Below are 13,985 nucleotides of genomic sequence, written 5' to 3' on the forward strand. Positions count from 1 at the left end.
GGGCCAACATCGGTGGATAACCGGGCTCAAGTGAGCTGCGAGGTCCTGACGACGACCGTGACGATCACAGCGACCAAGACCAGGGCACAGGCCCCGTACTGGATGAGCGAGCGCCGCTCTCGGGGGGCGTGGACCATGGCGTATCCGACGACGAGGCCGCCGGCGAGACCGCCGATGTGAGCCTGCCAAGCGATGTTGAAGGCCGGATTGAACGTGAAGATCAGGTTGATCACGAGCAGCGCGATGACGGGCCGCAGGTCGTAGTTGAGCCGTCGCATCAGGATGGCCGTCGCGCCGAACAGCCCGAAGATCGCGCCGGAAGCGCCGAGCGAGGGCTGGTTCGAGGCGGCGAGCAGATACGACAGGGCGCTGCCCGCGAGCCCGGAGACGAAGTAGAGCGCGAGATAACGGGCACGGCCGAGCGCCGCCTCCAGCGGACCGCCGATCCACCACAGGCTGAGCATGTTGAACGCGATGTGGATGTAGCTGCCGTGCAGGAACATCGCGGTCAGCAGCCGGTACCACTGCCCCTCCGCGACCCCCTGCGGAGTGTCGAATCCCGGCACCCAGGCGAGGCCGAGCATGTCGAACCGGTCCGTGAACGTGTCCCCGACCGACAGCTGCACCAGGTACACGGCCAGACAGACCCCGATGAGGACCTTCGTCACCAGACGCGGATCCGCGGCGACCGCGCCGCCGGCCATGGTCCGAGGCCGATTGGCACTGGGCGCGTGCCCGGTCCCCGACCCGCTGCGCACGCACTCGGGGCACTGGAACCCGACCGAGGCGCTGACCATGCACTCGGGGCAGACGGGCCGCTCGCAGCGGGTGCAGCGCACGCCGGTCTCCCGGTCCGGATGCCGGTAGCAGCCGGGCAGGCCCTGCGCGTCCTGCGGTTCCTGCGGGCTGCCGGGCGCCTGGTCCATGGCGGTCGTCCCCTCGAAGAGAGCGGTCTCGTACGCGTACGTCGGCGCCGCGCGGCAACGCATCGCCCCGCCCATCTTTACGGACGAGCGGGGCGAAAAGGTTCCCTTGACCGGGCCCCGGAGCTATCGGGTCTCGACGACCACGGACTCGATGACCACGTCGTTGACGGGACGGTCGGTGCGCGGGTTCGTCTGCGTGGCCGCGATCGCGTCCACGACCTTCTGACCCGCCTCGTCGACGACCTCGCCGAAGATCGTGTGCTTGCGGGTCAGCCAGGCCGTCGGCGAGACGGTGATGAAGAACTGCGAGCCGTTCGTCCCCGGCCCCGCGTTGGCCATGGCGAGCAGGTACGGCTTGGTGAAGGCCAGGTCGGGGTGGAACTCGTCCTCGAACTGGTAGCCCGGCCCGCCCGTGCCGTTGCCCAGCGGGTCGCCGCCCTGGATCATGAAGCCGCTGATCACCCGGTGGAAGACCGTGCCGTCGTAGAGCGGGGCCGTGGACTTCTCGCCGGTCTCCGGGTTGGTCCACTCACGCTCACCCTTGGCGAGCTCCACGAAGTTCTTGACCGTCTTCGGCGCGTGGTTCGGCAGGAGCCTGACCTCGATGTCGCCCTGGTTGGTCTTGAGGGTGGCGTACAGCTGCTCGGCCACGATCTGCCTTCCGTTGACTTCTGTGCCGCCCCGATCCTCGCACGGTCCGGTTGCGGCACGGGGTTTCAGCCACCGAAAACCGGTCTACTCGGCACCGAGGAGGCGCGCCCCGCCACGATCCGTGGCATTGTCGTCGCCAGGCCTCGTACCGATCCTTATTCAGCCCTACCAATCCTTAACAAGCCTTACCACCGCATTGGCGCTTCCGGCAGGCATGATCCGCAAAAGGGTGGAAAGGTGAAAAGCCTGTACGCCACCGAGGAGGAGGATCCCGTGACCCGCATCGACAGCGTGCGCGCCGCGACCGGCTCGGCGAAGGACAGCGTGCTGCACGCCGCGGAAGTGGTGGCGCCCTACGCAGAGACGGCCAAGGACCGTGCGACGCAGTACGCGCACGAGGCGCGCGTCGTCCTCGGCCCCAAGGTCTCGCAGGCCGCCCAGCAGGCACGCGCCCAGTACGGCGCGCACCTCGCCCCGCGTCTTGAGCAGGCCCGCAGCCATGTCCCGCCGAAGGTCGACCACGCCGCACACGAGGCAGCGGTCCGCACCCGCCACGCGGCCCGGCAGGCCGCCGACTACTCGAAGCCGCGCATCGAGCACGCCGTCGCCGCGGCCGGGCCGGTTCGCGAGGAAGCGACGGCCCGCAGCGTCGCCGCGCTCGCCGCGCTGCGCGGCCAGGTCTCCCCGAAGGAGATCCAGAGGCTGGCCCGCAAGCACGAGCGCCGGGCCCGCGCAGGCCGTCTCGCCAAGGGCCTGGCCGTGCTCGGCATCCTGGCCGGCGGCGCCTTCGCCGCGTGGAAGTGGTGGGACAAGCAGGCCAACCCGGACTGGCTGGTCGAACCCCCGGCCGCCACCGAGGTCCCGGACAGCTCCCCGCTCTCGTCGGTCGACGGCAGCCAGGACGCCCTCGACCCGGAGGTCCAGGCGAAGCAGGCCGAGGCAGAGGCCGAGCTCGACCCGGAGGACCGCATCTGAGCGCTGCGCACACCGCGCACACCGCGCACGCCCGCGCACGACGAAGCCCCTCGGACCAGGACAGAACCTGGTCCGAGGGGCTTCGGGCTGTGGAGCCTAGGGGAGTCGAACCCCTGACATCTGCCATGCAAAGACAGCGCTCTACCAACTGAGCTAAGGCCCCGAAAACGATGCATCCCACCGGAGCATTCGAACTCCGGGTGAGCAACGCAGACCAGAGTACCGGGTCACCCCCCAGATCCCGCAAAAGGATTGGGGGTCCCGGCGGGCGACCACTCTCCGTAAGATGCCCCACGTGCTTCGCGGCAGCGAAGCACCGTACTTGGGGAAGCGATGGGGAGACGCAATGGACGCCGCACAACAGGAAGCTACCGCAAGAGCCCGGGAGCTCCAGCGGAACTGGTACGGGGAGCCGCTGGGGGCGCTCTTCCGTCGCCTGATCGAGGACCTCGGTCTGAACCAGGCCCGCCTCGCGGGTGTCCTCGGGCTCTCCGCGCCCATGCTGTCCCAGCTGATGAGCGGCCAGCGAGCCAAGATCGGCAACCCCGCGGTGGTGCAGCGCGTCCAGCTTCTGCAGGATCTGGCCGGTCAGGTCGCCGACGGCAGTGTCAGCGCCGCCGAGGCCACCGAGCGCATGGACGAGATCAAGAAGTCGCAGGGCGGCTCGGTGCTCACCAACTCCGGCCAGACCGCGTCCGGTTCGGGCGCGCCCACCGTGAAGCGCGTGGTGCGTGAGATCCAGTCGCTGCTGCGCTCCGTCTCGGCGGCCGGCGACATCATCGATGCCGCCGACTCCCTCGCCCCCACCCACCCGGAACTGGCAGAGTTCCTCCGGGTGTACGGCGCGGGGCGCACCTCCGACGCGGTCGCCCACTACCAGGCACACCAGAGCTGACCCCGACCAGGCACAGCTCTGGAACCGGCCCCGTGACCGCCACCGACGGCGGCGGCCGCGGGGCAAGCCGGAGGTCCTCGTGCGGCCTCCGAGGCAGCCTTCCGCATCGCAGGCCCGAGAGGGGAGCGGCGCACAACCATGGGTGAGGTCTTCGCCGGCCGGTACGAACTGGCCGATCCGATCGGCCGCGGGGGAGTGGGCGCGGTCTGGCGAGCCTGGGACCATCGCCGCCGCCGCTATGTGGCGGCCAAGGTCCTGCAGCAGAGCGACGCCCACACCCTGCTGCGCTTCGTGCGGGAACAGGCGCTGCGCATCGACCATCCGCACGTCCTGGCCCCGGCCAGCTGGGCCGCGGACGACGACAAGGTCCTGTTCACCATGGACCTGGTCGGCGGCGGCTCGCTCGTCCACCTGATCGGCGACTACGGCCCCCTGCCACCGCAGTTCGTCTGCGTACTGCTCGACCAGCTCCTGTCGGGACTCACCGCCGTGCACGCCGAGGGCGTGGTGCACCGCGACATCAAGCCCGCCAACATCCTCCTCGAGGCCACCGGTACCGGCCTGCCCCATCTGCGGGTCTCCGACTTCGGCATCGCGATGCGCAAGGGCGAGCCGCGCCTCACGGAAACCAACTACGTGGTGGGAACGCCCGGTTACTTCGCACCCGAGCAGGCCATGGGCGCCGAACCGGACTTCCCCGCGGACCTCTTCGCCACGGGTCTCGTCGCGCTGTATCTCCTCGAAGGCGCCCGGCCCGATGCCCAGGCCCTCATCGAGCACTTCGCCGAGCACGGCACGCCCAGCGCCCCGACCGGCGTGCCCGGCCCGCTGTGGAGCGTCCTCGCCGGACTGCTCCAGCCCGATCCCGAGGCCCGCTTCCGCACGGCGACCGGCGCCCGCAAGGCTCTTCTCTCCGCCGCCGAGCTCCTGCCGGAGCCGGGCCCCGACGACGAACTGATCGAGGTCTTCGACCAACTCGGCCCGCTCCCGCCCGGGTTCGGCCCGAACGGCCCCGCCGTCCGCGGCCGCAGGGCACGCCCCCTGCATGCCGCGCAGGGCAAGCATGCCTCCGGCACGACGCCGGCCGCCCCCACGTCCGCACCCGAACACCGGCCTGATCCCGCGCCCGCGCCCGAGCCCGTGTCCGCCTGCGAACTCCGACCCGAGCGCAGGCCCGAACCGACACCGCCCCGGCCACCTCAGCCGCCGTCGGAACCCGCTCGCGCCCCTATGTCGGAGACGGGCAGCTTCCACCTCCCGCCGCCGGTGCTCCCCGGCGACCGCCTCTCGCCACCACCGGTTCCCCCAGTACCCCCCATGCCGTCGATGCGCCCCGACACCTCGCTGCCGGCACCACCCCAACGGCAAGAACCAGAACCGACGCCCGCCCCGGACCAGCTCCCCCACACTCCTGCCACTCATACCCCCGCGCCCCATACGCCGGTCCCTCACACCGCTGTCCCTCACACCGCTGCCCCTCATGCACCTGCTGCTCATGCCCTCTCCCCATCCCCTCACCCGGCCCACGCGGTGACCACCGTGGTCCCGCACGAAGAAGACCGTCACTCTCTGTACACCGCTCGCGCCCGAGAGGTTCCACGTCGAGCCGACGAGAATCCGCGCCGCGGCCGCCAGCTCTCCCGACGCCGACCGGGACCGCCCCCGAAGGTGACGGTCCCGGTCCTGTTCATAGCCGCGCTCTGCTTCGCGGTGGGCATCTGGGCCCTGACCCAGGCATGAGGCCCGCCCGGCCCTGACCTCCCTGCCTCAGCTCCCCGCCTCAGCTCCCCTCCCTCACCTCGCGGGCTCCCAGCTCCCAGCTTCAACTCCCCGCCCTCACCCGCCGCACCGCCACCACCCGCCACACCCCGAGCCACAACACCAACGCGGCGCCCGTCCCGACCCCGGCCAGCCCGAGCAGCATCATCCCGCCGCTCCCCGACGACGTAGACGAAGAAGAAGCGGCGGGCGAGGACGGCGAGGCCGAACCCGTGCCGCCCGGACCATCACCGGCAGAGCCCCCTCCGGAACCGGCACCACCGGCCGCGGCACCCTCCGCGCCAGCATCCCCGCCCGAACCCTCACCGGCCCCCGGGCCCTCGGCCCACACGGCCCCGCCCTCCCCCTGCTGCGCGGCCTCCCGGTCCGCAGCCGTCACCTGGAAATCGCCCGGATCCCGCACATAGTCGGGGGCTTGTCGCGCGGCCCCGCCGACGGTCACCCGCAGCGTCACCCCCGACTCCTTGTCCCCGAACTTCTGCGCCATCGCGGGATTGAGCGTGACCTTGAGGTAGTACCAACCGGCCAGCCGCATCGCCGACTGGTCGGCCCGCATCAAGTAGCGGTTCTCGTACGCCACGGGCGGCAGCGGGTCGAACGCCGCCGACGTGGGATCGCCCGCGTACGACGCCTCCTTCGCCACGACCGACGCCCGCGCAGGGTTGTACAGCTCGAGGTCGAGCGCCCCCGTCACGAACCCCCGCCGCGTCACATCACCCGCCGCACTGCCCAACTCGGCATCCACGAAGAGCTGCTGCCCCCAGTCCACCGGAACCCGGTAGAAGCGGCTCTGCCCCGGCCGGATCCCGTCCTTCCACGCCCCGGCCGGCAGCGCCTCGGCATCGTTGAAGCCCGTGCCTCCCGTGCGCGGCACCGCCTTCCCGGACGGCGGCTCGACCGACGCCGACGGCCAGGCGGTCGGCCCTTCGGTGGGCGCCGCGGACACCAGGCCCGGCTCGGTGGCCACGTGCAGTTCGAGTCCCCAGACCTCCTGCGTGGACTCGGCGTCGGTCTTCCGCTCGACCAGCACGTAGTACGTACCGGCCGCCTGACACCGCATTCCGCCCGGCCGTACGAGACGCTCCGCCACGGCCGCGACCGGCTGCGGATACGCACCGGACCTGAACGTCGCGTGTTCCGAGTCGCAGCGGTTGCCGTTGCGATCCTGAAGGGTCACGGTCACGCCGTCCGAGTACGCCACCTTGACCCGCGGCCCGAGCGGCGGCACTGCCACCACCGAGACGTACGCGTTGGCCGCACGGTCCAGCTCGACCTTGTAGTACGCGGCGCCCTTCACCCCTGTCCCGAGGGAACTGCGATACGTCCCACCCGTCCTGAGCAACGGCGCCTCAGTGCTGTCCTGCGCCCCGCTCACCGTCTGTGCGCCCTTGGCGTAGACGTACGGATCGGAGACCCCGGCCGCCACCGCGGCACCCGGCAGAGCGATCACCGCGAGCATCGCGCCCACCGCGCCCACACCCGCACAGGCCGCGGACCCGCCCCGGCCCCGCCACCCCGTCACCAGCCGCCTCATGAGTCTCCCCATGAGGGGTCATCCTGCCGTTTCGGTCCGCTCACTGTCCGCCGTGCGCCTGAATCGCGCCACTCCCGCTACGGGTTGGCCGCCGCGGCAAGGGCGTCGCATCCGTGAATACCGCCGGCCCTCGCCGCCCGCAACGCGTGGCCGTACGTCCGGGCCGTACGTCCGGCCGCATGTCCGGGCAGCACAAAGCCCCGGCCGCTGCTGCGACCGGGGCCTGTGAAAAAGACTGGTGTGGATACTCACGAACCCGTGGGCACGGAGTCGGTCGCCTCCGTCCACAGATCCTGCTCGGCGCGATCCGCCTGGATCTGGCGGTACACGAGGAGCCCGCCGATGGCGGCCAGTGCGACCAGGAGAAGCTTCTTCACCGCGCGACCTCGTCTTTCCTTGACGTAGGGGACCTCTGGCGCCCGACTATACACACCGACCGATACCGATCGGTGACCTGGATCCACCCCAACTCCCGCCCGGGACACCGCAGTAGAACCGGACGACCGGAGTCCGTGGAGCACCCCACCTCTCCCCAGAGCGTGAGATTCGCCGCTTCACGCGCCGAAAAGGGCGTCCTGCACCCATCCGAGTGGTGTTCATCTGAAGATCGACGCGCCACGGACTCGGGTCCCCCACTCTCCGCCCCGCATACACATCATGAGGAAAGTACGCAAATCGCCCAACCTGAAAGTGAGGGACCATGACCAAGAACCGGGTCATGACGCTGTGGACCGTCGTCATCTCTGCCTTCATCGCGCTCTTCTCCGCACTCGGCCTCGTCTCCCCGGCCGCCGCGGCCGCTCCCGTCCAGCAGGCGGAGGAGGCGACGCACAGCACCGCGGCGAGTGCCCCCGCCGCCACATCGGCCCGCCCCTTCTGGGCCTTCAAGAGGTCGCTGCCGCCGACGATGAAGCAGCGCATCCGCGCCGAGGCCCACGGATCCTCCCCCAGCGGCCGCAACCGTCCGCCGGCCGACGAGCAGTCCGACAGCGACACGGAACTGACGGCCGAAGCACTCACGGCCCATCCGTAGCCCACGGCCGGCACACCAACCGACCAGCTCCAGCTCCAGCTCCAGCTCCAGCAGCTTCCAGCTGCAGCTCCACGAGCAGGGCACCACGCAGGAACAGCAGGAACAGCAGCACCGCAGTGCACAGCAACGCAGCACGAAGTAGCGCACGAAGCAGCGCGGTACGAAGTAGCGCAGTGCGCAGTGCGCAGCACATACGTAGTCGTAGTCACGAGCAATACGCAGCACCAGTAGGACGACCCAGAACAGTGCGAGAAGAAGAGGCGGCTGCTGATACGCCGCCTGTGTCACCGGTGCACCTCGACCCGGCCCACCCGGGCAGACCGCACCACCCCACCGCACCACCACAACCGCAACAGCACCGCAGAGAGTCCGACGAGGCCCCAGCCATCACCTTCGGCTGAGAGGGCCCTTTTCGGCGTGCCATGCGCTGGTGTGCGTACAGACAGCAGAAGACCCCCAAGCGCTCCGCTTGAGGGTCCTCATGATGTGGGGCTAACAGGATTTGAACCTGTGGCCTCATCCTTATCAGGGATGCGCTCTAACCAACTGAGCTATAGCCCCGCCGCGCTTTGCGGAGTGTGTCCCGCGCGCTGACCTCTGAAGATTAGCGCACCAGGCGGCCAGTCCCAAAATCGATAGTCCCGGCCCGCCCGACAGCCGCCCACGAAGGGCCCTCAGCCGCTTGAAGCGCGCTTACTCGTCCTCGGCGAGCGTGAGCTCGATACCGCCGACGAAGCCCGCGGAGAGGTTGTAGATGAACGCGCCGAGCGTCGCGAGCGCCGTCGCCAGGACGACGTCGATGACCGCGATGACCGTCGTGAACATCAGCACGCGCGGGAGCGACAGGAACGACTGGAGATCGAAGCCGTTGGACTCGTTCGAGCCCGTGGCCTCGGAGATCGTGCCGCCGACCGTGGAGAAGACGCCCATGGCGTCCATGACCATCCACAGCACCGCGGCCGCGATGATCGTGCAGATACCGAGCGCGATGGAGAGCAGGAAGCTGACCTTCATCACCGACCACGGGTCAGCCTTGGCCACGCGCAGGCGGGCCTTGCGGGTGCGCGGAGTGGTGCGCGCACCGGTGCGCGGCCTGCGGACCGCGCCGGTCGGCGCGTTCTGGTAGGCCTGCGGCGGGTGGTACGGCTGAGCCGGTTGCTGCGGCTGCTGCCGCTCCCCGGGCAGGGCACCGCCACCGGCCGCGTACTGCTGGGTCTGCGGACCTCGGGTGTCCGTCACAGTTCCCCCCTGGGATCCATGAGACTCGTGCGAGTCCTTCGAGTCATGAGCGGGGCCACGGCCGCCCTCGGTTTCCGTACCGGTGGATGTTCCGGTAGAGCCTGCGCCCGTGGCTCCGCTCACGATGACTCTCTCCTCGCGCTACTCGGCCGAGGACTGCTCGCCCTCGTCCGTTCCGACGGCCGTCTCGCTCTGGTCCGATTCGTCGGTCACGATGTCGTCCGCGTCCGCGGCGTCACCGTCGACTTCCTCGGCCTCACGGCCGGCCTCGGCATTACGAGCGATACCGACGACGGCATCGCGCTTGCCCAGGTTGATCAGTTGGACGCCCATGGTGTCACGGCCCGTCTCCCTGACCTCGTTGACTCGCGTACGAATCACACCGCCGGACAACGTGATGGCGAGGATCTCATCCGTCTCCTCGACCACCAGCGCGCCGACGAGCGAACCACGGTCCTCCACGATCTTGGCGGCCTTGATGCCGAGGCCACCGCGACCCTGGACGCGGTACTCGTCGACGGCGGTCCGCTTCGCGTACCCACCGTCGGTGGCGGTGAAGACGAACGTACCGGGCCGGACGACATTCATCGAGAGCAGTTCGTCGCCCTCGCGGAAACTCATGCCCTTGACACCCGAGGTGGCACGGCCCATCGGGCGCAGTGCATCGTCCGTAGCGGTGAATCGGATCGATTGCGCCTTCTTGCTGATGAGCAGCAGATCGTCCTCGGCCGAGACCAGCTCGGCGCCGATCAGCTCGTCGTCCGAACCGTCCGCCGCTTCGCGGAGGTTGATGGCGATGACACCGCCGGAGCGCGGCGAGTCGTAGTCCTTCAGGGACGTCTTCTTGACGAGGCCCGCCTTGGTGGCGAGGACCAGGTAAGGCGCCGCGTCGTAGTCGCGGATCGCGAGGATCTCGGCGATCGCCTCGTCCGGCTGGAAGGCGAGCAGGTTCGCCACGTGCTGGCCGCGCGCGTCACGGCCCGCGTCCGGAAGCTCGTACGCCTTGGCGCGGTAGACGCGTCCCTTATTGGTGAAGAAGAGCAGCCAATGGTGCGTCGTGGACACGAAGAAGTGGTCGACGATGTCGTCTTCCTTGAGCTTCGTGCCGCGTACGCCCTTGCCGCCGCGCTTCTGGGAGCGGTAGTCGTCGGTCTTGGTGCGCTTGACGTAGCCGCCGCGCGAGATGGTGACGACGATGTCCTCTTCGGCGATGAGGTCCTCGATGGACATGTCGCCTTCGAAGGGCACCAGCTTGGTGCGGCGGTCGTCGCCGAACTTGTCGACGATCTGCTGCAGTTCCTCGCTGATGATCTGGCGCTGCCGCTCGGGCGAGGCCAGGATCGCGTTGTACTCGTTGATCTTCTGCTGCAGCTCGTCGTGCTCGGCGACGATCTTCTGGCGCTCCAGGGCGGCGAGCCGGCGCAGCTGCATCTCGAGGATGGCGTTGGCCTGGATCTCGTCGATCGTCAGAAGGCCCATGAGGCCCTCTCGCGCGACGTCCACGGTCTCGCTGCGCCGGATGAGGGCGATGACCTCGTCGATGGCGTCCAGGGCCTTCAGGAGGCCGCGCAGGATGTGGGCGCGCTCCTCGGCCTTGCGCAGGCGGAACTTCGTCCGGCGGACGATGACCTCGACCTGGTGCGTCACCCAGTGGCGGATGAACGCGTCCAGGGACAGCGTGCGCGGCACGCCGTCGACGAGCGCCAGCATGTTGGCGCCGAAGTTCGTCTGCAGGTCGGTGTGCTTGTACAGGTTGTTCAGGACGACCTTGGCGACCGCGTCGCGCTTCAGGACGATGACCAGGCGCTGGCCCGTGCGGGACGACGTCTCGTCGCGGACGTCCGCGATGCCGCCGACCTTGCCGTCCTTCACGAGGTCGGCGATCTTCTGCGCCAGGTTGTCGGGGTTCACCTGGTAGGGCAGTTCCGTGACCACCAGGCACTGGCGGTTCTGGATCTCCTCGACCGCGACGACCGCGCGCATCGTGATGGAGCCGCGGCCCGTGCGGTACGCCTCCTCGATGCCCTTACGGCCCACTACAAGGGCGCCCGTCGGGAAGTCGGGGCCCTTGATGCGCTCGATGAGGGCGTCCAGGAGCTCCTCGTGCGAGGCCTCCGGGTTCTCCAGGTACCACTGGGCGCCGGCCGCGACCTCGCGCAGGTTGTGCGGCGGGATGTTGGTGGCCATGCCGACCGCGATCCCGGCCGAGCCGTTGATCAGCAGGTTCGGGAAGCGGGCGGGCAGGACGGTCGGCTCCTGGGAGCGGCCGTCGTAGTTGTCCGTGAAGTCGACGGTCTCCTCGTCGATGTCCCGGACCATCTCCATGGACAGCGGCGCCATCTTGCACTCGGTGTAGCGCATGGCGGCCGCCGGGTCGTTGCCCGGAGAGCCGAAGTTTCCGTTGGAGTCGACCAACGGCATGCGCATCGACCACGGCTGGGCGAGGCGCACCAGGGCGTCGTAGATCGAGGAGTCGCCGTGGGGGTGGTAGTTGCCCATGACGTCGCCGACGACGCGGGCACACTTGTAGAAGCCCTTCTCGGGCCGGTAGCCGCCGTCGTACATGGCGTACAGGACACGACGGTGGACGGGCTTGAGACCGTCCCGTACGTCGGGCAGCGCGCGGGACACGATGACGGACATCGCGTAGTCGAGGTACGAGCGCTGCATCTCCGTCTCGAGCCCGACGGGCTCGATCCGCATCACGACGTCGCTGCCCTCTTCAGGGGTGCCAGTCGTACCGGGGGTGTTCTCGTCGGCCATTGCTGGTGAAGATCCTTTCTGTGGCGGTCAGCTGAGACCGACTCAGATGTCGAGGAAGCGGACGTCCTTGGCGTTGCGCTGGATGAACGAACGGCGGGCCTCGACGTCCTCACCCATGAGGACCGAGAACAGGTCGTCGGCCTGCGCGGCATCGTCGAGCGTGACCAGGCCGAGGACGCGGTGCTCCTGGTCCATGGTCGTGATGCGCAGCTCTTCGGCGTTCATCTCACCGAGACCCTTGAAGCGCTGGACCGAGTCGTCCTTGATGCGCTTGCCGGCCTGCCTGCCCAGCTCGATCAGGGCGTCGCGCTCACGGTCCGAGTACGCGTACTCGAAGTCCTCACGACCCCACTTGATCTTGTAGAGCGGCGGGCGCGACAGGTAGACGTGGCCGGCTTCGACCAGCGGCCGCATGAAGCGGAACAGGAAGGTCAGGAGCAGCGTGTTGATGTGCTGACCGTCGACGTCGGCGTCCGCCATCAGGATGATCTTGTGATAGCGGAGCTTCTCGATGTCGAAGTCCTCGTGGACTCCGGTGCCGAAGGCGGAGATCAGTGCCTGGATCTCCTGGTTCTGCAGGATCTTGTCGATCCGCGCCTTCTCGACGTTGAGGATCTTGCCTCGGATCGGGAGAATCGCCTGGTACTGCGGGTTCCGGCCGGACTTGGCCGAGCCGCCGGCGGAGTCACCCTCGACGATGAAGATCTCGCACTTGGTGGGGTCGTTCGACTGGCAGTCGGAGAGCTTGCCCGGCAGGGACGCGGACTCCAGCAGGCCCTTGCGGCGCGTCAGGTCGCGCGCCTTGCGGGCCGCCACGCGCGCGGTGGCCGCCTGGATCGACTTGCGGATGATGTCCGCGGCCTCGTTCGGGTTCCGGTCGAGCCAGTCCGTGAGGTGCTCGTGCACGACCTTCTGGACGAAGGTCTTCGCCTCGGTGTTGCCCAGCTTGGTCTTGGTCTGGCCCTCGAACTGCGGCTCACCGAGCTTGACCGAGATGATCGCGGTCAGACCCTCGCGGATGTCGTCACCCGTGAGGTTGTCGTCCTTCTCGCGCAGCAGCTTCTTGTCGCGCGCGTACCGGTTGATGAGACCGGTCAGCGCCGCGCGGAAGCCTTCCTCGTGGGTGCCGCCCTCGTGCGTGTGGATCGTGTTGGCGAAGGAGTAGACGCCCTCGCTGTAGCTCGTGTTCCACTGCATCGCGACCTCGACGGAAAGGAGCTTCTCCTTGTCCTCGGCCTCGATGTCGATCACGGAGGGGTGAACGACCTCGCCCTTACGGGAGTTGAGGTACTTCACGAAGTCGACGATGCCGCCTTCGTAGTGGTACGTCACCGTGCGCGCTTCGTTGTCGTCCGAGGTGTCCGCGGTGTCGGCACCCGCGACCGCCTTGGCCGACTCGCGCTCGTCCGTGAGCTTGATCGTCAGGCCCTTGTTGAGGAAGGCCATCTCCTGGAAGCGCCGCGACAGCGTCTCGAAGGAGTACTCGGTGGTCTCGAAGATGTCGCCGTCGGCCCAGAAGGTGACCGAGGTACCGGTCTCGTCCGTGGCCTCGTGCTGGGCGAGTGGCGCGGTCGGGGCGCCCATCTTGTAGTCCTGCGTCCAGCGGTAGCCGTCCGTCTTGATCTCGACGGAGACCTTCGTGGACAGCGCGTTCACGACGGAGACACCCACGCCGTGCAGACCACCGGACACGGCGTAGCCGCCGCCGCCGAACTTGCCGCCCGCGTGCAGGACGGTCAGCACGACCTCGACGGCCGGCTTGCCCTCGGAGGGGATGATGCCGACAGGGATGCCGCGGCCGTTGTCGATGACGCGGACGCCGCCGTCGGGCAGGATCGTGACGTCGATCGTGTCCGCATGCCCGGCCAGGGCCTCGTCGACGGAGTTGTCCACGACCTCCTGCACCATGTGGTGCAGGCCACGCTCACCGGTCGAACCGATGTACATGCCGGGTCGCTTGCGGACCGCGTCCAGCCCTTCGAGGACGGTGATCGCGCTCGCGTCGTAGGAGGCGTCTGTGGCCCCTACGTTGGCGTGCGCGTCTGCGTCGGTGGACGGAATGTTCTCGTTGGGGTTGCCGGAATCGGCCACGAAGCGCCCTTTCTGGCACAGCACAGGCCAAGCTCCCGGTTGGTGACCGGAGCGGCTGCGGCGTGTTGGTTCGGTAAGCCCTAGTCAGCGTTGCTCAGT

At 68.9% G+C, this 13,985-nt stretch carries 11 protein-coding genes and 2 tRNA genes; 4 read left to right on the top strand and 9 right to left on the bottom strand.

The annotated features are described in order from the left end of the window. Positions 1 to 26: 26 nt before the first annotated feature. Both ACIBUY_RS14845 and ACIBUY_RS14850 read right to left on the bottom strand, forming a co-directional pair. Positions 27 to 926, bottom strand: coding sequence for a rhomboid family intramembrane serine protease (locus ACIBUY_RS14845; RefSeq protein ID WP_365561198.1), 900 nt, complete (start codon positions 924 to 926; stop codon positions 27 to 29). A gap of 123 nt (positions 927 to 1,049) precedes the next feature. Further along, positions 1,050 to 1,577 (bottom strand): peptidylprolyl isomerase, encoded by a 528-nt coding sequence (locus ACIBUY_RS14850; RefSeq protein ID WP_365560255.1) that lies wholly within the window; start codon positions 1,575 to 1,577, stop codon positions 1,050 to 1,052. A 273-nt stretch (positions 1,578 to 1,850) separates the two neighbouring features. On the opposite strand from ACIBUY_RS14850, the gene ACIBUY_RS14855 reads away from it, so the two are divergent. Beyond that, positions 1,851 to 2,552 (top strand): DUF5324 family protein, encoded by a 702-nt coding sequence (locus tag ACIBUY_RS14855; protein ID WP_365561201.1) that lies wholly within the window; start codon positions 1,851 to 1,853, stop codon positions 2,550 to 2,552. A gap of 90 nt (positions 2,553 to 2,642) precedes the next feature. Here ACIBUY_RS14855 and ACIBUY_RS14860 read toward each other — a convergent pair. Continuing rightward, positions 2,643 to 2,715, bottom strand: a tRNA-Ala gene (locus ACIBUY_RS14860). 183 nt (positions 2,716 to 2,898) lie between these two features. Between ACIBUY_RS14860 and ACIBUY_RS14865 the strand changes: the two genes are divergently transcribed. Both ACIBUY_RS14865 and ACIBUY_RS14870 read left to right on the top strand, forming a co-directional pair. Continuing rightward, positions 2,899 to 3,447, top strand: coding sequence for a helix-turn-helix domain-containing protein (locus ACIBUY_RS14865; protein ID WP_365560257.1), 549 nt, complete (start codon positions 2,899 to 2,901; stop codon positions 3,445 to 3,447). A gap of 138 nt (positions 3,448 to 3,585) precedes the next feature. Continuing rightward, positions 3,586 to 5,187 (top strand): protein kinase, encoded by a 1,602-nt coding sequence (locus ACIBUY_RS14870; RefSeq protein WP_399152771.1) that lies wholly within the window; start codon positions 3,586 to 3,588, stop codon positions 5,185 to 5,187. 82 nt (positions 5,188 to 5,269) lie between these two features. On the opposite strand, the gene ACIBUY_RS14875 is transcribed toward ACIBUY_RS14870, so the two are convergent. Together ACIBUY_RS14875 and ACIBUY_RS14880 are read right to left on the bottom strand one after the other, a co-directional pair. After that, positions 5,270 to 6,760, bottom strand: a complete 1,491-nt coding sequence (locus tag ACIBUY_RS14875; protein ID WP_399152772.1) for a hypothetical protein — start codon at positions 6,758 to 6,760, stop codon at positions 5,270 to 5,272. 248 nt (positions 6,761 to 7,008) lie between these two features. After that, positions 7,009 to 7,137: a DLW-39 family protein gene (locus tag ACIBUY_RS14880; RefSeq protein ID WP_003999697.1), complete on the bottom strand. Its 129-nt coding sequence runs from the start codon at positions 7,135 to 7,137 to the stop codon at positions 7,009 to 7,011. A gap of 323 nt (positions 7,138 to 7,460) precedes the next feature. On the opposite strand from ACIBUY_RS14880, the gene ACIBUY_RS14885 reads away from it, so the two are divergent. Further along, a complete protein-coding gene (locus ACIBUY_RS14885) occupies positions 7,461 to 7,793 on the top strand; it encodes a DUF6344 domain-containing protein (protein ID WP_365560265.1) in 333 nt (110 codons plus the stop codon). A 487-nt stretch (positions 7,794 to 8,280) separates the two neighbouring features. Here ACIBUY_RS14885 and ACIBUY_RS14890 read toward each other — a convergent pair. From ACIBUY_RS14890 to gyrB, 4 genes are all read right to left on the bottom strand, one after another. Continuing rightward, a tRNA-Ile gene (locus ACIBUY_RS14890) sits at positions 8,281 to 8,354 on the bottom strand. Positions 8,355 to 8,486: 132 nt separating this feature from the next. Beyond that, entirely contained in the window at positions 8,487 to 9,155 is a 669-nt protein-coding gene (locus ACIBUY_RS14895) for a DUF3566 domain-containing protein (protein WP_365560267.1), read from the bottom strand. Positions 9,156 to 9,173: 18 nt separating this feature from the next. Further along, positions 9,174 to 11,795 (bottom strand): DNA gyrase subunit A, encoded by a 2,622-nt coding sequence (gene gyrA / locus ACIBUY_RS14900; RefSeq protein WP_365560270.1) that lies wholly within the window; start codon positions 11,793 to 11,795, stop codon positions 9,174 to 9,176. A 42-nt stretch (positions 11,796 to 11,837) separates the two neighbouring features. After that, positions 11,838 to 13,910 carry a DNA topoisomerase (ATP-hydrolyzing) subunit B gene (gyrB, locus tag ACIBUY_RS14905; protein ID WP_365560272.1) on the bottom strand — a complete coding sequence of 691 codons (2,073 nt, stop codon included), beginning with the start codon at positions 13,908 to 13,910 and terminating at the stop codon, positions 11,838 to 11,840. Between the last annotated feature and the right edge of the window lie 75 nt (positions 13,911 to 13,985).

It is taken from the genome of Streptomyces sp. NPDC050085 (genome assembly GCF_044460595.1).
GTDB lineage: Bacteria > Actinomycetota > Actinomycetes > Streptomycetales > Streptomycetaceae > Streptomyces.